Source organism: Vibrio wakamikoensis (genome assembly GCF_050337275.1).
GTDB classification, from domain to species: Bacteria; Pseudomonadota; Gammaproteobacteria; order Enterobacterales; family Vibrionaceae; genus Vibrio; species Vibrio chaetopteri.
Genome location: NZ_JAKJST010000015.1, coordinates 225,276 through 243,816 on the forward strand (window position 1 = coordinate 225,276; position 18,541 = coordinate 243,816).

12 protein-coding genes are annotated in these 18,541 nt (G+C 48.1%); 5 read left to right on the forward strand and 7 right to left on the reverse strand.

Annotated features, from left to right (window positions below):
* Positions 1 to 40: 40 nt before the first annotated feature.
* The 3 genes from L4C42_RS06975 to L4C42_RS06985 all read left to right on the forward strand — a co-directional run bounded on the left by L4C42_RS06975 (position 41) and on the right by L4C42_RS06985 (position 3,758).
* Positions 41 to 1,183 (forward strand): sugar diacid recognition domain-containing protein, encoded by a 1,143-nt coding sequence (locus tag L4C42_RS06975; RefSeq protein WP_353497128.1) that lies wholly within the window; start codon positions 41 to 43, stop codon positions 1,181 to 1,183.
* Between the two features lie 160 nt (positions 1,184 to 1,343).
* The gene (locus L4C42_RS06980) at positions 1,344 to 2,609 is read left to right on the forward strand and encodes a GntP family permease (protein ID WP_353497129.1); all 1,266 of its coding nucleotides are present in this window, start codon (positions 1,344 to 1,346) and stop codon (positions 2,607 to 2,609) included.
* A gap of 9 nt (positions 2,610 to 2,618) precedes the next feature.
* Positions 2,619 to 3,758 carry a glycerate kinase gene (locus L4C42_RS06985; protein WP_353497130.1) on the forward strand — a complete coding sequence of 380 codons (1,140 nt, stop codon included), beginning with the start codon at positions 2,619 to 2,621 and terminating at the stop codon, positions 3,756 to 3,758.
* A gap of 169 nt (positions 3,759 to 3,927) precedes the next feature.
* On the opposite strand, the gene L4C42_RS06990 is transcribed toward L4C42_RS06985, so the two are convergent.
* A complete protein-coding gene (locus L4C42_RS06990) occupies positions 3,928 to 5,067 on the reverse strand; it encodes an arginase family protein (protein ID WP_353497131.1) in 1,140 nt (379 codons plus the stop codon).
* 127 nt (positions 5,068 to 5,194) lie between these two features.
* Here L4C42_RS06990 and L4C42_RS06995 point away from each other — a divergent pair, with 127 nt between their 5' ends.
* Positions 5,195 to 6,220, forward strand: a complete 1,026-nt coding sequence (locus L4C42_RS06995; RefSeq protein WP_353497132.1) for a helix-turn-helix transcriptional regulator — start codon at positions 5,195 to 5,197, stop codon at positions 6,218 to 6,220.
* A gap of 96 nt (positions 6,221 to 6,316) precedes the next feature.
* On the opposite strand, the gene L4C42_RS07000 is transcribed toward L4C42_RS06995, so the two are convergent.
* The 6 genes from L4C42_RS07000 to rlmD all read right to left on the reverse strand — a co-directional run bounded on the left by L4C42_RS07000 (position 6,317) and on the right by rlmD (position 15,526).
* A complete protein-coding gene (locus L4C42_RS07000; RefSeq protein WP_353497133.1) occupies positions 6,317 to 7,492 on the reverse strand; it encodes an Ldh family oxidoreductase in 1,176 nt (391 codons plus the stop codon).
* Between the two features lie 198 nt (positions 7,493 to 7,690).
* Positions 7,691 to 8,992 carry a phosphopyruvate hydratase gene (eno, locus tag L4C42_RS07005; protein WP_353497134.1) on the reverse strand — a complete coding sequence of 434 codons (1,302 nt, stop codon included), beginning with the start codon at positions 8,990 to 8,992 and terminating at the stop codon, positions 7,691 to 7,693.
* Between the two features lie 75 nt (positions 8,993 to 9,067).
* Entirely contained in the window at positions 9,068 to 10,708 is a 1,641-nt protein-coding gene (gene pyrG / locus L4C42_RS07010; protein WP_353497135.1) for a CTP synthase, read from the reverse strand.
* A 162-nt stretch (positions 10,709 to 10,870) separates the two neighbouring features.
* Positions 10,871 to 11,677, reverse strand: a complete 807-nt coding sequence (gene mazG, locus L4C42_RS07015) for a nucleoside triphosphate pyrophosphohydrolase (protein ID WP_429759898.1) — start codon at positions 11,675 to 11,677, stop codon at positions 10,871 to 10,873.
* Positions 11,678 to 11,921: 244 nt separating this feature from the next.
* On the reverse strand, positions 11,922 to 14,144 hold the full coding sequence (relA, locus tag L4C42_RS07020) for a GTP diphosphokinase (RefSeq protein WP_353497137.1): 2,223 nt from the start codon (positions 14,142 to 14,144) through the stop codon (positions 11,922 to 11,924).
* A 68-nt stretch (positions 14,145 to 14,212) separates the two neighbouring features.
* Positions 14,213 to 15,526 carry a 23S rRNA (uracil(1939)-C(5))-methyltransferase RlmD gene (gene rlmD, locus L4C42_RS07025; protein ID WP_353497138.1) on the reverse strand — a complete coding sequence of 438 codons (1,314 nt, stop codon included), beginning with the start codon at positions 15,524 to 15,526 and terminating at the stop codon, positions 14,213 to 14,215.
* Positions 15,527 to 15,722: 196 nt separating this feature from the next.
* Between rlmD and barA the strand changes: the two genes are divergently transcribed.
* Entirely contained in the window at positions 15,723 to 18,536 is a 2,814-nt protein-coding gene (barA, locus tag L4C42_RS07030; RefSeq protein ID WP_353497139.1) for a two-component sensor histidine kinase BarA, read from the forward strand.
* Positions 18,537 to 18,541 lie beyond the last annotated feature (5 nt).

Sequence of the window (18,541 nt, forward strand, 5' to 3'; positions counted from 1 at the left end):
GGGTATACTCAAAAGCATCTTCCGATAACATGTTCAACGTATGCAGCTTAACTCTCTCATTGCTAAACAAATTGTCGATCGTGCGAAAAAGATCATCGATTACTCTATTAACGTGATGGATGAAAATGGTGTCATCATTGGCTCAAGTGATCCTTCGAGGCTGCATCAGATCCACGAAGGCGCGCTACTAGCGATCCGCGATAACCGCACCTTAGAGATCAATGACTCCGTTGCCTCTACCCTTTCAGGGGTTAAAAAAGGCATCAATCTACCTATTATCTACGACGAGAACGTGATTGGAGTTGTGGGTATCTCTGGTACACCGGAAGAGGTACGCAGTTATGGTGAGCTGGTCAAAATGACCGCAGAGCTTATCGTAGAACAGGCGGCCTTAATGTCGCAGGTGCAATGGAATAAACGACATCGCGAAGAGCTGCTTTTACAACTAATAGAAGGCTCGAGTTTAAACGAAGGCCAATTGCTCTCTATCGCGCAAAGGCTTGATCTCGACCTTGCTCAGCCTCGTGTTGCTACTGTGATCAAAGTGATCCCACGACCAGGAGAGCCAGTAACGCTTGAACACCTACAAAAGCTGGTGCATCTATTGGAGTATCCGGAGCGCGATAACATCGTCGGGATCGCTTCGGTATCAATGAATGAGATCGTGGTATTAAAGCCGGTGACGATTATCAATGACTCGTGGAGCCGCAAAGAAGAAGAGAAGCGTGTGGCAAAGCTGCTAAAACGTATCGACCAAGAGTGTGATTTTTCAATTCAAATGGCGATAGGTGACTACTTCCCAGAGCTGGTCGGTATTGCTAAATCCTATGAAACCGCCAAAGCGACGATCGAAAGTAGCCACAGTCTAGATGGCCCTATTTTGTTCTATCAAGACCGCAAGTTATCGGTACTAATAAGCAGCATCAAACACGACCCATGGCGCGCCAATCAACTAAAGACTCCGATTGAAAAACTGATTGCCGCGGACAGCAAAGGCGCGCTGTTGAAGACGTTGCGCACTTTTTTTGAGCAAAACTGCGATCTAGCTCAAACTTGTGAATCCCTCCATATACACCGTAACACTTTGCGATACCGACTCGACAAAATAGAGCAATTAACCAACTTAAACATCAATAACTTAGATGAAAAAGTACAACTCTACCTCGCGTTAAAATGTTTGTAACAAAATGGTTAATTTGTGCATCTGCACAAATTAACCATAACCATCAGTGATAAATTCGTCAGTTCGCATAAAGAAAACCTCCCCCTAAATGGCTACTCTTCCGCTCAATAAGGGCTTTTAGACCCAACGAAAAAATTATTAAAATTGCGGAAAACAAACCATGATTGAAGTCTCTACCTTAGGCGCACTAGCAGCTCTGATTGTTGCCATTGCCCTTATTCTTAAGAAAGTTCCACCTGCTTACGGCATGATCATCGGCGCCCTTGTCGGTGGTGTTGTCGGCGGCGTTTCTCTCACCGATACTGTTGCTCTAATGATCGGTGGTGCACAAGGCATTGTCACTGCAGTGCTACGTATTCTGGCAGCGGGTGTTTTGGCCGGCGTGCTAATCGAATCCGGCGCTGCAACTTCTATTGCTGAAACCATTGTCAAGAAAGTAGGCGAAACTCGCGCGCTTCTCGCCCTGGCGATTGCCACTATGATTTTAACTGCGGTTGGCGTATTCGTTGACGTGGCGGTTATTACTGTATCACCAATAGCACTGGCGATTGCACGCCGTGCTGACATCTCTAAAACTGCAATCTTGCTGGCGATGGTCGGCGGTGGTAAAGCGGGTAACGTGATGTCGCCAAACCCAAATGCGATCGCTGCTGCAGACGCATTCAACGTTCCTCTTACCTCGGTAATGGCCGCGGGTGTTATCCCTGGTCTGTGTGGCATGATCTTCGCCTACTTCATCGCGAAAAAGCTGGTAAACAAAGGCTCTAAAGTAGCAGAAAGCGAAGTGGTTGCGGTTGACCACTCTAAGCTGCCTACATTTGGCGCTGCCATTGTTGCCCCTCTCGTTGCTATCGCACTACTTGCGCTTCGCCCTATTGCTGGCATCAACGTTGACCCGCTTATCGCACTGCCACTAGGTGGCCTAATCGGTGCTGTCGTGATGGGACGCTTTGCCGATACCAACCACTTTGCAGTATCTGGCCTATCGCGCATGGCGCCAGTAGCTGTAATGCTTCTTGGTACAGGTACTCTTGCTGGCATCATCGCTAACTCAGGTCTTAAAGACGGTCTTATTGATGTGCTAACCGCGTCTGGCTTGCCTTCTTACCTTCTCGCGCCAATTTCTGGTGCCATGATGGCATTGGCAACGGCATCGACCACAGCAGGCACTGCGGTTGCATCCAGCGTATTTAGCTCAACCATTCTTGAACTCGGCGTTCCTGCTCTAGCGGGTGCCGCCATGATTCACTCAGGTGCTACTGTATTGGATCACATGCCACACGGTAGTTTCTTTCACGCCACAGGTGGCGCCGTGCATATGGATATTCGCGAGCGTCTTAAACTCATTCCTTACGAGTCTGCGGTTGGTCTAATGATCGCGTTCGTTTCGGTAATGATCTTCGGTGTATTCGGTCTATTTGTTTAAGGTTTAATTATGAAAATTATCATCGCTCCAGATTCATACAAAGAAAGTCTTACGGCCATGGAAGTTGCCGACGCTATTGAGGCAGGATTTAAGAAAATCTTCACCGACGCCGAATACATCAAACTTCCGATGGCAGATGGCGGCGAAGGCACAGTGCAGTCGCTTGTTGATGCCACTGGCGGTTCTATTGTTAGTTGTGACGTAACAGGACCGCTCGGGCAAACCGTTGAGGGCTTCTTCGGTCTGATGGGTGATGGTTCAGCCGCCATCATTGAGATGGCGGCTGCATCCGGTCTTCATTTGGTAGAACCAGAAAAACGCAACCCACTGGTAACCACCACCTTTGGTACCGGTGAATTAGTAAAAGCAGCGCTGGATCGTGGCGTAAAACACATTATCGTCGGCATCGGTGGTAGTGCGACCAATGACGGCGGTATTGGCATGGCGCAAGCTCTAGGTGCAAAACTGCTTGATGCCGACGGCAATGCACTGGGGTTTGGTGGCGGTGAGCTAAGCAAGCTTGCGAGTATCGACCTTGCTGAGCTGGATCCTCGCCTAGCGGACATCAAGCTAGAAGTGGCGTGTGATGTAGATAACCCGCTATGCGGCCCGAAAGGTGCCTCTCATGTGTTTGGCCCGCAAAAAGGGGCAACGCCTGAGATGGTTGAAACTCTAGACAGTAACCTTGCGCGCTACGCAGAAGTGATTAAATCGACCAATGGTCGTGACGTAGTGAATACCGCTGGCGCTGGCGCTGCGGGTGGTCTAGGTGCTGCACTATTAGGTCTATTCGATGCCGAGCTTCGTCCAGGCATTCAGATCGTAATGGATGCAGTCAACCTTAGCGAAGTGGTAAAAGATGCCGACCTTGTGATTACTGGTGAAGGTCGAATTGATAGCCAAACTATCCATGGTAAAACGCCAATTGGTGTGGCGCGCACCGCTAAGCAATACGATATTCCAGTTATTGCGATAGCGGGTAGCACGGCAAAAGATTGTGAGGTGGTGCATGAGCACGGTATCGATGCAGCTTACAGCGTAGTACTTGGTGCGACTGACCTGCCAACAGCTTTGAAAGAAGCGGCATTTAATGTCGAGATGACATCTCGCAACATCGCTGTTGCGATGGCGATGAACTTCAGCAAATAGTTTCCTTTACTACAAAAACAAAATGCCCACTCAATTGAGCGGGCATTTTTTATGTCATTCCACTAGCCGTGTATCTGTGCAGACAGGAATCGGCTAAAGGCTTGGTGAACGTTGCGAAAAGATCCCTGCCTGCGCAGGGATGACGTCGACTTAGGCGTATCAGGTCTTTTTAGAACTCGATGTTACGACCGAAGTTCATTGGCCAGTTTGTTGGGTTCTTTTTGCCTTCACGGATGTGGCGACACTCTGCCAACCATGTCAGTAGTTCCCAACCGAATGCTGCTGTTAGTAGCGCATCTTTCTCGTCAGAGTTCTTCTGAGGAGCAAATTCAGCAATATCAGCACCGACTAGGTTGATACGCTTAGTCGCACGAAGCTTACGGAAGATATCGTAGTACATGCGCGCAGTCACACCGAATGGATCTGGGCTTGAGTTTGCACTGTGATCGAGAAGATCTAGGCCATCTAGGTCAAACGTTAGGTATACTGGACGACCATCGCCTTGCTTCTCAAGGATCTGCTCAACAATGTAGTCGATGCCTAGGTCGTAGATTTCATCCGCTAGGAAGAAGTTACCACCAATCGCTTTCGCCTTACCTTGCTGTGATGCACACCAGCGACCACGCATACCAAGACTGACACTGGTAGATGGATCCATTGCACCTTCTGATGCGAGACGGCAGTACCAGTTACCTGAGTATGACTCGTAGTCAAAATCTTTGCGAGTCAGTAGGTCAAAGTGACCGTCAATGTGGATTAGCGATACAGGGCCGTGAACTTTAGCCAGTGCCGCAGGACCTGGGTAAGCCACAGTGTGGTCACCACCAAAGAAGAATGGCGTGATACCGTGATTAATAACCATGTCATCAACAACTTCTTGCGCGGCACGCATTTCTTCATCTAGGTTGAATTGACCTAGGCCATCCCAGTTTCCGTAGTCGATGATGTTACACAGTTCGAACGGCATAGTGCCATCTTGGTGAATCATGCCCATACCCGTTTTTGATGCTTCACGGATAGCAGCAGGACCGAACTTGTGACCACCAGCGTTTGGTGAGCACTTATCCATGGTTAGACCGTACATTGCAATGTCAACGCCTTCGAAGCTGTTCACATATGGCGCACCAAATGCACCAACGTGCTGCTTACCTAGCAAACTAAATGCTTCAACGCCTTGCTCAGCCATGCGAGCTTGCATAGGAGCAATGTCTTCGTTGATGTAGAAATCCGCATCTGACTTGTTCCAGTAGATGTCTTGGTATAGGTCTAATTTCTCTTTCGCAATTTCAACACGTTTTGGCTTAAACATGGATAATTCCTCTAGTTATTGGAGCAACCGCTCAGGCGACTTCTCAAGATAGGGTTATTATAGTGGCTAAACTGGGATTTATTAATTACACTTCAGGACAGCAAAGTGACATTTCGGGACAACATCTGTGTATTCTTTGAACCACCAGCACTTTTTACAGGCGATTATTGGTCATTGGGAATCGATCGTACGCCAATCTCTAGGCCATGATTTCAACGCTCAGCAGATTTTACGTAAAGCCGACATCATGCGTATCAATCAAGGGCACTACCACCCAATCCAAGTCTCCCAGGTGCACCAACTGATCAATCTAACGGTAAACCAACTGCACATCGATGGACTGGGGCTGCGCATCGCAAAGCGACTCAAGCTACAAGATATGGGCGCCTGGGGCTATGCGATGATCAACTGTCAAAATATTAAGCAGTTGCTCGATACCGGGTTACAATTTTCGTTTGTGACCAAAGATTATGTGGATATTCATATTGGCTACGATAGCGAATGGGCTTACATCACCATTGTTGACCGCTCTGAAGGACGTTCTGCGCAGCACTATAATGTTGAAGAGTCTCTGTGCCACTACTACCTTGGACTCAAAAATTTTCTTGGCGACTTGTTCAAATCTCAATATGTTTTTGTCGATTTTTCCTACGAAGAGCCAAGTTACGCTCCATTGTATCGAGAGATATTTACCGACAACTTGAGTTTTAACGCCAACAACAATCAATTGCGCTTTCCCGTCAATTGGGTGCACCATGACATTACGCTACAACCCGCGATCATTGCTCATATCGCCACCGTGCAAAGCCAGCGACTCGACAATAGCCTCGACTCTCCGCTGAGCTACCAAATTCGCTTTAAACTACTCAGTCAAATGAAGTATGGCTTACCCACCATGGAAATGGTGGCAGACGACCTCAACATGACCTCTCGCACGCTTAGACGCAAACTCGAAGCGGAACACACCACCTTTAAGCAGCTGGTATTGGATACCCGAATGCAGCTTGCCAAAGAGTATTTGGCGAATTCCTCGCTGCCGATTGCTGAAATTGCAGAGCTACTCAACTACCACTCTGCACCACCCTTTTTTCGAGCGTTCAACAAGTTTGAGGGCTGTAGCCCAAAGCAATACAGACAGTCCGCCTCAAAATAACCCTACCAATCTCACTAAGCCAGTAACAGTTGGTTACAAGCAAAAAAAACCCAGTCCAAAGGACTGGGCTTAAAATCATGTGCGTATGATTTTCAATTATTTACGGATAGTTTCCGCAGCGCGCTCAGCGCCAACTTTCGCTTCCCACTTCGCGTTTAGCTCTTCGATTGAAGTGCCAGAACGCTCTAGGAAAGACTTGAAACCGTCCCAGTGAGCGTCCATTACTTGGTGCTCATCAGTTGCGTTTGCTAGTGCTTTTAGGCCCCACTCGTCTGGGATGTAAACATTGTCAAAGCCAGCGCGTGGACGGTTTTCTTTGATTGCTTTAACGAACATGTCGCTCTTACGCTTCACTTCTTCGATTGGGCCGAAGTGGCTTGGGTCGATAACTAGGATGTAAGAACCACCTACTGGACATGGCGCATCTTCCATAGTGAAGAAATCACTTGGTACTGCTGGAAGCTCAGGAGCAATCTTACCTTTCGGGTTGATGATTGCTGTCATTACTTCGTTCCAGATGTTTAGCGAGTAAAGACGTGGCGTTAGGAACGTCCATGGTGCTTTACAGTCAGCAACACGGCCGTAACCTTCAATTAGAGAACCCCATTTACGCGCGTCAGCCGTTAGCTCACCAGTATCTTGGTCAACTAGAGCTGCAACGTGTAGGTCGCGGTCATTTACGATAGCATCACAGATGTGAGAGTCGTAACCTTCACCGATCATGATAGACGTTACTAGAGGTAGCTCTTCACCGCCTACTAGTGCAGCATCGAACGGAGGGCAAGACATTGCTGGATCCATACCGCCGAATGGTGCGTTTAGAGGTACAGAGTTGTTTGAAGACATTGCGAACATGCCTTCTTTCATTGCCATCTGTGTGTAGTTAGAGAAGTTACCGCCGTCACAGTGGTCGTAACCAAATACGATAGAGATACCGTGCTTGCGAGCTTTCTCGATAGCTGTTTGTGCCATTAGAGTACAAACATAGTGACCAGAAGACTTCTTACCGTTGTAAACTGCCCAAGTATCGCCTTCAGACTCGATTTCCGGCGTAGTAGATGGATCTAGGATACCAGCTTCGTAAGGGATCGTAACCGCTTCGATTACACCAAGACCTTGGTGTAGTTTACCTTGCAGGCCACCTACTAGTAGGTTGTGCGCTAGGATATCTGCGTGAGTTTGGTCAGCACCGATGTGCTTCCAAGATTCAGAAACGATGAATGAGAAATACTCGTTGTTAAACGTAGTAGTAGGGCTGGTCACTTTAGCCATGATCTTTTCCTCTAGTAAGTAGGGATACGTTTTATTGAACTGTTATCACTTTAGCGCATCTGAGCTAATTCATAAGTAACATACTGGATACTGTTACTCCACCGTTACCCATTTTAGTTAACCTACTCACAAAAATCAGGTACAAAAAAAGCCGCTCTTTTCAGAGCGGCTTCATTAAATAGTCTTAAAAATCAGCGATTAAGCTTGACCTTTAACTTCTTTAAGACCGTTGTAAGGTGCTTTTTCACCTAGAGCTTCTTCGATACGAATTAGCTGGTTGTACTTAGCAACACGGTCAGAACGGCTCATAGAACCAGTCTTGATTTGACCTGCAGCTGTACCTACCGCTAGGTCAGCGATAGTTGCATCTTCAGTTTCGCCAGAACGGTGAGAGATTACAGCTGTGTAACCTGCGTCTTTAGCCATCTTGATAGCAGCTAGAGTCTCAGTTAGAGAACCGATTTGGTTGAACTTGATAAGGATAGAGTTAGCTACGCCTTTCTCGATACCTTCAGCAAGGATCTTAGTGTTAGTAACGAATAGGTCGTCACCTACTAGTTGAAGCTTGTCACCTAGTAGTTCAGTTTGGTGCTTGAAGCCATCCCAGTCAGACTCGTCTAGACCGTCTTCGATAGAAACGATTGGGAAGTTGTTCGCTAGCTCAGCTAGGTAGTGGTTAAACTCTTCAGAAGAGAAAGTTTTACCTTCGCCTTTCATGTTGTAGATGCCAGCTTCTTTGTCGAAGAACTCAGATGCTGCACAGTCCATAGCTAGAGTCACGTCTTTACCTAGTTCGTAACCAGCAGCTGCAACAGCTTCTGCGATAACTTCTAGAGCTTCAGCGTTAGACTTAAGGTTAGGAGCGAAACCACCTTCGTCGCCAACTGCAGTGCTGTAGCCTTTAGACTTAAGAACTTTAGCTAGGTTGTGGAATACTTCAGCACCTACACGTAGACCTTCTTTAAGAGTCTTAGCACCAACTGGTTGGATCATGAACTCTTGGATGTCAACGTTGTTGTCTGCGTGCTCACCACCGTTGATGATGTTCATCATTGGTAGAGGCATAGAGAACTGACCAGCAGTACCGTTTAGTTCAGCGATGTGCTCGAACAAAGGCATGCCTTTAGCCGCTGCAGCCGCTTTAGCGTTTGCTAGAGAAACAGCTAGGATAGCGTTCGCGCCGAACTTAGACTTGTTTTCAGTACCGTCTAGGTCGATCATTACTTGGTCAACGTCAGCTTGAGCTTTAGCGTCTTTACCAACTAGAGCTTCAGCGATTGCACCGTTCACAGCTTCAACAGCTTTAAGAACACCTTTACCTAGGAAACGTGCTTTGTCGCCGTCACGTAGCTCAAGAGCTTCGCGAGAACCAGTAGATGCGCCAGATGGAGCCGCAGCCATACCTACGAAACCGCCTTCTAGGTGAACTTCAGCTTCAACAGTTGGGTTACCACGTGAGTCGATGATTTCACGACCTAGAACTTTAACGATCTTAGACATTAATGTTTCCTCTCATTAAATATAAATGTCAAATTTAGGGCAGCCGCACAACCTTCGCTGCCGCCCGTATCCTTTTTACTTTTCTTCAGTACCGCGCTGGTATTCACCTGCTGCCTTAACAAAGCCAGAGAATAGTGGGTGACCATCGCGTGGTGTTGAAGTGAATTCTGGGTGGAACTGCGCAGCAACAAACCATGGGTGTGCTGGGTTCTCGATCACTTCAACCAGTTTCTTGTCTGCTGATAGACCAGAAACTTTTAGACCTGCTTTTTCAATCTGAGGACGAAGTACATTGTTGACTTCATAGCGGTGACGGTGACGCTCGTGGATCTTCGCATTGCCGTATAGTTCGTACGCTTTCGTTCCTTTTTCAAGGTGACATAGCTGGGAACCTAGACGCATTGTACCGCCAAGATCAGAGGTTTCAGTACGTTCTTCAACTTTACCTTCACCATCAACCCACTCTGTGATCAAGCCTACCACAGGGTATTTCGTCTCTTTGTTAAATTCTGTTGAATGTGCGCCTTCCATACCCGCTACGTTACGAGCGTATTCAATAAGCGCAACTTGCATCCCTAGACAGATACCTAGATAAGGTACTTTGTTCTCACGAGCGTATTTCGCAGCAAGGATCTTACCTTCAATACCGCGGTCACCGAAGCCACCTGGAACAAGAATAGCGTCTAGACCTGCTAGTGCTTCTTCGCCTTTGCTCTCAACATCTTGTGAGTCAACGTACTTGATCTTCACGTTCAGACGGTTCTTAAGACCCGCGTGCTTAAGCGCTTCGTTTACCGATTTGTACGCATCTGGAAGCTCAATGTACTTACCAACCATACCAATAACAACGTCTGCTGTTGGGTTCGCTTCTTCGTAGATAACCTGTTCCCACTCAGATAGGTCTGCTTCTGGAGCGGTGATACCAAAGCGAGTACAAACAAGATCGTCAAGACCTTGTGCTTTAATCAACTGAGGGATCTTGTAGATAGAATCTACGTCCTTCATTGAGATTACCGCTTTCTCTTGTACGTTACAGAACAGAGCAATCTTCTTACGCTCGTTTGCAGGGATCGCACGATCACTACGACAAACAAGAATATCTGGTTGGATACCGATAGATAGAAGCTCTTTCACCGAGTGTTGCGTTGGCTTAGTTTTCACTTCGCCTGCAGCCGCTAGGTAAGGAACTAGAGTCAGGTGCATGAACATTGCACGCTCACGACCAAGCTCAACCGCTAGCTGACGGATTGCTTCCATAAATGGTAGAGATTCGATATCACCAACTGTGCCACCAACTTCAACGATCGCAACGTCGTGGCCTTCAGAGCCAGCAATGACACGATCTTTAATAGCGTTTGTGATGTGTGGGATAACCTGAATAGTCGCACCTAGGTAGTCACCACGACGCTCTTTACGTAGAACGTCAGCGTAAACACGACCAGCAGTAAAGTTGTTGCGTTTTGTCATCTTGGTACGGATGAAACGCTCGTAGTGACCAAGGTCCAGGTCAGTTTCAGCGCCATCTTCCGTGACAAACACTTCACCGTGCTGAGTTGGGCTCATTGTGCCCGGATCAACGTTGATGTAAGGGTCAAGCTTCATCATGGTCACTTTAAGACCACGTGCTTCTAAAATTGCTGCAAGAGATGCTGCTGCAATACCTTTACCTAGAGAGGATACTACCCCGCCAGTAACAAAAATATAATTTGTCGTCATGTTTAACCTGAAGTTGGTTGAATGAGGGAAAATGGATTTCTTCTGGACGGGATGCAAATATACCAGAAGCCCATTACCGCCACAACGTGAAACTTATCACATTCAAAATTTTTATTTTTTGCTTCAAATCAATAGTAGAAACGTACACCAGTGAGAAGCCGTTCACAAATCCGAGCAGTTTTCTTGTTTTTTTACATCATTCCAAAACGCATCCAGCTCTTGAAGACTAAAGTCTGTCAGTAACTTACCTTCACCCGCAGCACGCGTTTCTACACCCTTAAATCGGCGAGAAAATTTGTCGTTGGCTTTTCTTAGCGCCACTTCAGGTTCTTTCTTCAAATGGCGCGCAAGATTCACTACTGCAAACAAAAGATCGCCCACTTCTTCTTCCAGTTTATCTTCGTTTACATCGACTTGAATCGCTTCTTCAACGACTTCTTCAATCTCCTCTTGAACCTTCTCGACCACCGGCCCAAGTGCATCCCAATCGAAGCCAAATTTTGCGCAACGTTTCTGTATTTTGTTGGCTTTAGAAAGCGCAGGAAGCGACTGTGGTATTGAGTCTAGAATACTTTGCGCGGTTTTGCCTAGTTGCGCTTTTTCCTTCTGTTTCTCAACCTCCCAGTTGGCATTGATCGCCGCTTCATCTTCAAACTCAACGTCAGAAAAAACGTGCGGGTGGCGGCGTGTGAGCTTCTCGTTAAGCCCTTCTACTACCTCATTAAAATCAAACAAGCCCTGCTCTTTGGCCATCTGACTGTAGAAGATGACTTGGAAAAGTAAGTCGCCCAACTCTTCTTTTAGGTTCGGCCAATCTTTGTTGTGAATCGCATCGACAACCTCAAAGGTTTCTTCGATGGTGTGAGGAACAATGGTTTCGAAGGTTTGTTTTCTGTCCCATGGGCAGCCTTTTTCTTCATCGCGGAGCTGCGCCATGATGGTGAGGAGTTGGTCTATAGGTTGGGTCATGTTAAGTTCCTGGTTACGACAAGGGCGAGTGTGGTAGCACTCGCCCTTGGTTGTGTTTTTTTGGTTGGGAGCGCGTGGTTTTTTACCCCTCCCAGCCTCCCCTTATTAAGGGGAGGAGCATACTGGCTCGCTGCGCATCGCCTTACAAAATACGATGCGACGCTAGGAGCTAGTATAGGTTCTCCCCCTTAATAAGGGGGAGCTAGAGGGGGTAAAATCGCCAAGCTTAAAATAGTACGCTAAACTACCCCAACCGCTTCACATTCATCACATCTTTAATCTGCTCAATACGCTTAGTCACGCGCGACAACACCTCAATATTGTTCACTTCCAGATCAAAGTCCATGATAGATAGCTGACGCTTGTAATCACTGCGGCTCTTCATGCTGGTCACCTTGATCTTTTCGTTGGTCAACAAAGCGGTGATGTCTTTAAGTAGACCACCACGCTCCATCGCCTCAACACGAATTGTCAAAATGTATGAACCAACAAACCCGTTACCCCAAACCGTATCGATAATACGCTCTGGCGCGTGGTGGCTGAGCTCTTCTAACTGCTCACAGTCGGCGCGGTGCACTGAGATGCCGCGTCCTTGGGTAATGTAGCCTTTTATCTGATCACCTGGAATTGGCTGACAGCAGCGCGCTAAGTGAGTCATAAGGTTATCAACCCCCTCCACCACTACCGCATCTTTATGCGGGCGACTTTGCGCTGGCGCTTTGTTTTCTGACTCTTGCAGCTTCTCAAGCGCTTGCTGATCTTCTTCTTCCGCGGTTGGCTTGTTTACCAAGGCGTTGATGTGGTTGATGATCTGGTTGATACGCAGATCGCCACTGCCGATACCTACATACAGCTCATCCGCAGAGTTTACGTTGAAGCGCTTCAGGGCGTATTGCTCAGCGTCTTTAAGTGTAGCTCCGATCTTGGCCAGTTCAGCCTCAAGGATCTCACGACCCGCTTCGAGATTCTTCTCGCGGCTTTGCTTTCTAAACCACGCATTGATCTTCGCGCGCGCTCGACCAGAGTGTACAAAACCCGTTGACGGATTGAGCCAGTCACGAGATGGGTTAGGTTCTTTCGCCGTGATGATTTCAACCTGATCACCCATTGCTAGCTTGTGGGTAAACGGAACAATACGTCCAGCTACCTTAGCGCCAATGCATCGGTGTCCCACTTCAGAGTGAATGTGGTAGGCAAAATCAAGCGGTGTCGCGCCCATTGGTAGGTCGACCACATCACCGCGTGGAGTAAATGCATAGACGCGATCATCAAACACCTGACTACGAAGCTCATCAAGCATCTCGCCAGAGTCTGACATTTCCTCTTGCCAGTCGAGTAACTTACGCAGCCAAGTGATCTTCTCATCGTATCCGCTGCGGCCACTACTGCCGCCTTCCTTGTACTTCCAGTGCGCAGCAACACCCAACTCGGAGTCTTCGTGCATCTGCTTAGTGCGGATTTGGATTTCAATGGTTTTACCTTCTGGCCCCAAGATCACAGTATGAATCGATTGGTAACCATTCGGTTTTGGGTTGGCGACGTAATCGTCGAACTCACTAGGTAAGTGTTTATATTTGGTATGCACGACGCCCAGTGCCGCGTAGCAGTCTTGCAAACGCTCGGCGATGATTCGCACCGCACGCACGTCAAACAGCTCATCAAAATCCAGACTCTTCTTCTGCATCTTACGCCAGATGCTGTAGATGTGCTTTGGACGACCACTCACTTCTGCAAGGATACTAGAGGCTTGCATCTCACTGGTGAGGTCATCAACAAAGTCTTTGATGTATTGCTCACGGACGATACGACGCTCGGAAAGCTGCTTGGCAATTTGTTTGTAGGTATCTGGCTGCTGGTAGCGGAAGGCGTAGTCTTCGATTTCCCATTTGAGCTGACCGATACCCAGACGGTTAGCGAGTGGTGCGTAAATGTTGGCACACTCTTTTGCGGCCGCACGGCGCACGTCATCTGACTCATCTTTCACTTCACGTAGGTTACAGATACGCTCCGCAAGCTTAATCACCACGCAGCGGAAGTCGTCTACCATCGCAAGTAGCATGCGACGTACATTATCGACCTGTCCCGACGCCTCAGAGTCTTCAAGGGTGACATTGAGCTGACCGATGGCGGCCATTTCTTCAACGCCGTCGATCAGTTTGATGATTTCTTTACCGTAGTTTTCTTCTAGTAGCTCACGATCGTAAAGGCCACTAGAGACGACTGGATAGAGCTGTGCTGCCACCAACGTGGCTTTATCCATAGACAGGGTAATGAGGATTTCATTCATCTCTCTCCCGCGCCACAACAGCAAGGCCCCTTGCTCACTATCGGCAACGATTTCCTCACACTGACGGTAAACGTCTTTCAATCTTTTTGAGGTGTTTTTATCTTGCTTAAGTGACGCAATCCAATTATCCAAATTGAACTGCTCTTCTGGGTTCAAATGCGCGCTTCTTACCGCAACCATTTCTTTTTCTTCCTAGTTTATTGGTTCGCTAACCTATCCCAGTTAGCGTTATTACTATGACATCTGCATTATTTTTCAAACAACGCCATCGACTCAAGATGACTGGTATGAGGGAACATATCCATCATACCCAAACGAGTCAATGTATAGCCTTGTTCGAGTAGGCTCTGACTGTCTCTCGCAAGGGTAGCAGGATTGCAAGAAACATAAAGGACACGTGTCGCACCTAATGCGGAAACTTGGTCCACTACACCGCTCGCACCCGCTCTCGCTGGGTCTAACAAAATCTTATCAAACTGCTGGGATGCCCAAGGCTGCTGCGACAGCTCTTGTTCCAAATTCGCCTGATAAAATTCGACATTCGAAAGGCCATTAAGTTTCGCGTTGTCCGCCGCCCAATCGACCATGTCTTGTACCCCTTCAACACCAACCACATGGGCGCTTTGCTTAGCAAGCGGCAAGGTAAAATTGCCGAGGCCACAGAACAGGTCTAGTACGCGTTCGGTTGACTCTGGTGCTAGCCATTCAAGCGCTTGAGCCACCATACGCGCATTAATCGCTTGGTTAACTTGAATAAAGTGCGATGGCAAAAATGGCAGCTTCACGCCGACTTCGCCATAAAACGGCTGCTCGCCGACGACTCTATCGAGCTGATTTGCTTCTGGCATAAGGTAGAGCGTCACGCCGGCTTGCTCTGCAAATGCTTTCAAACGCGCTTGGTCTTTACCAGTCAAAGGCTTGGTATGACGAATTACCGCAACCGGCTCAGCGTCACCAAGCACAAGTTCAAGGTGTCCCAAAGTCGCTGGCTGCTTGAAGTCAGCAAAAATACTACGTAGCTGAGGGATCAAAGCATTGAGCTTGTCATCAAGCACAGGGCAATGGTCGACATCGACAATCTGATTGCTCTGCTTACGGCGAAAGCCCATCACTAGACCGCGCTGCTTCTCGAGGTGGATACTAAGCCTTGCTCGGCGGCGATAACCTAGCCCTTCGCCAGTAATGGATGGGGATAAATCCAGCGTTTGGCCGGCAAACTTTGTCATCAACTGCGACAATACGCGCTCTTTGTTGGTAATTTGTGCTTCGCGCTCTAAGTGCTGTTGATTACAACCACCACACTCATTGTAGTGCGGGCAAAATGGTTCAACACGCTGCTCAGCGGGCTTGAGTATTTTGATGAGATTCGCTTTAGCAAATTTGGCTTTGCTTTCGGTCAGCTGCACCAACACCTTCTCATCCGCAAGCGCGCCCTCAACAAACACTGGTTTGTTGTTGAGGTAGCCGATACCGGCACCGTGGTGATCCATGCGTTCAATTTGCACTTCTTGGTGCTTTTTGGAGAAAGAGGTTTTCTTTGTTGGTTTAAAAAAACGTGCCATGACCAATTCCAAGGCAAAGCATTAATGCTTTGCGCCTATAAAATATTGTTAGAGTTTCACTATTCTGGGTCTGAATGATTGTCGAACAGCGCTGCTTTGATTAAGCTTACGTCATCTTGAGGATGCAATACTGGGTATTGTCCCATATCCCCCCATCAGATGACACTCTGTTGGTAAATAATGATGTCGAATTAACATGACCAGATACGGCCTTCGCGCTCGCGTAATCACATTAACCTTGGCACCGACCCTTATCATCGGTCTTCTTCTTAGTGCCTTTTTCTCATATAACCGTTATCACGACCTTGAGTCACAGGTACTTAATGCTGGTTCAAGTATTATTGAACCGCTAGCGATTGCCAGTGAGCAGGGGCTTGTGAATCAAAACCGAGAGTCGGTCAGACGCCTGATTAGTTACGCGCACCGTAAAAACTCCAAGTTTGTCCGCAGTATCGCCGTCTTCGACGCTTCTCATGAGCTGTTTGTTACCTCCAACTTTCATCCAAATTTCGACACGCTGACGTTTCCCAAGGACAAACCCATCCCGTTTCTTAGCTCCTCTGAGTTTGGCGACAACACCTTAATTCTCAGAGCTCCTGTGATTGCAGAGAGTCAGCTCGCGACCGATGCCCGAGAGCTAACCCCCACAAGTCAAATGCTTGGCTACGTGGCGATTGAGCTTGACCTATCCTCGCTGCGATTGCAGCAGTATCAGGAGGTCTTCTCGGCCATCTTGGTTTTGGTGCTAGGGCTTATTCTGTCCGGCATCTTTGCCTATCGTTTGATGTATGACGTCACTCGCCCTATCTCACACATGAAAAACATGGTGGATCGCATCCGCCGAGGTCATCTGGATGTGCGTATTGAAGGCAAAATGCACGGTGAACTCGACTCGCTAAAAAATGGTATCAACGCCATGGCAGTATCACTGTCTGAATACCACGTGGAGATGCAGCACAGTATCGACCAAGCCACCTCAGACCTTCGTGAGACGCTTGAGCAGCTTGAAATCCAGAACGTGGAACTCGACATCGCTAAAAAGCGCGCTCAAGAAGCTGCTCGGGTGAAATCTGAGTTCTTGGCCAACATGTCTCACGAGCTACGTACACCGCTCAACGGCGTGATTGGCTTTACCCGTCAGATGCTAAAAACTCAACTCACCAACAGCCAGACTGATTACCTACAGACTATCGAAAAATCGGCCAACAACCTGCTCAACATCATCAACGATATTCTCGACTTCTCGAAGCTTGAAGCGGGTAAACTGGCGCTAGAAAACATCCCATTTGAGTTCCAAGACAGCTTAGATGAAGTGGTTGCTCTGCAAGCCACCAGCGCCCACGAAAAAGGCCTTGAGCTGACGTTGAAAGTGGATCCGAAAATCCCAAGCGGCCTAGTCGGCGACCCGCTGCGTATTCAACAGATCTTAACTAACCTAGTTGGCAACTCGATTAAGTTTACCGAGCGCGGCAATATCGACATTTCGGTGGAGCTAAAAAGCAGTAAAGAGGATCGTGTCGAGCTGCAATTTATGGTTCGCGATACCGGTATCGGCATCTCCGAACGCCAGCAAGCGCAGCTGTTCCAAGCGTTTAGTCAAGCCGATGCAAGTATCTCAAGACGTTATGGCGGCACCGGTCTTGGTCTGGTTATTACCCAGAAATTAGTTGGTCAAATGGGCGGTGATATTAGCCTCACCAGTCGCCTGCACCAAGGCTCTACATTCTGGTTTACCGTGAAACTCAGCTCAACCGACATTCCAATGCTCGACCCTATCGACCCTGCAGTTATCCATAACAAGCGACTACTGCTGGTAGAGCCGAACATGCAAGCAGCGTCGGTGCTGCAACAAACGCTTACCAACGAAGGCGTGATGGTCACCTACCGCTCTACATTGCCAGAGCGTGTCGAGTCGTTCGATTACATTATTGTTTGCTTACCGACCAATGAAGAAGTGCCGCTCGCAGTCATTGAAGAGTGGATCACACGCTGCAAACAATCGACGTCAAACATCATCATAGGTACGGCTAGCACCCAGTTGGCACTGTCAGATTACCTGATGCAAACGCACCAAGTGCAATGTTTGACTAAACCCCTGTCACGCAAAAAGCTGCTGCAATCGTTAGTCGATAAACAGCCTGCTCAGCTAGCGCCTGCAGTCGAGGTGATTTCAACAGAAAAACGCAGCCTCAACGTCATGGCTGTAGACGATAACCCAGCAAACCTTAAGCTTATCACTGCGCTGCTCTCTGAGCGCGTCGAAACCGTGGTGTCTTGCACGAGAGGTCAGGCTGCAGTGCAAAAAGCGCAAGAACAGCACTTTGATATCGTGTTCATGGATATTCAGATGCCGCAAATGGATGGCGTGACGGCTTGTAAGCTCATTAAAGAGACTCAGCAAAACGCAGCCACACCTGTGGTTGCGGTAACGGCTCACGCAATGAGTGGTGAACGTGACCGCCTACTTTCAGAAGGCATGGACGACTATCTCACCAAGCCGATTGATGAAACTATGCTACTTCAGGTACTCAACAAATGGGTGCCTGTGCGCCCAGCAGAGCCGGAAGCCTGCTTAGACTTTGTCGCCCCTACCGATGTTAGCGCTGCGGCTGAAGCCACACCTATCGTGGTGGAAAAGCCAACATCACAAGTCATTGACTGGAATGCAGCGCTTAAACAAGCAGCCAATAAAGAAGACCTCGCCATCGATATGCTACAAATGTTGGTCGACTTTATCCCTGAGGTGGGTGAGCTTGCCGACAACATACTCGACAATGGCTTTGACGACGTGGATCAAGTGATCCACCTAATCCATAAGCTGCATGGCAGCTGCTCATACTGCGGTGTACCACGACTCAAATCCATCTGTGCGACGATAGAGAAAGCCCTGCGTGCGGGGGACAGTCTGGAAGACATTGAGCCTGAACTGTTTGAACTGCAAGATGAGATGGAGAAGGTGTTGAAAAGTTCTGAGTTATATCTGAAGGGAAAAGAAGAGTCGGGATCTTAGATTCC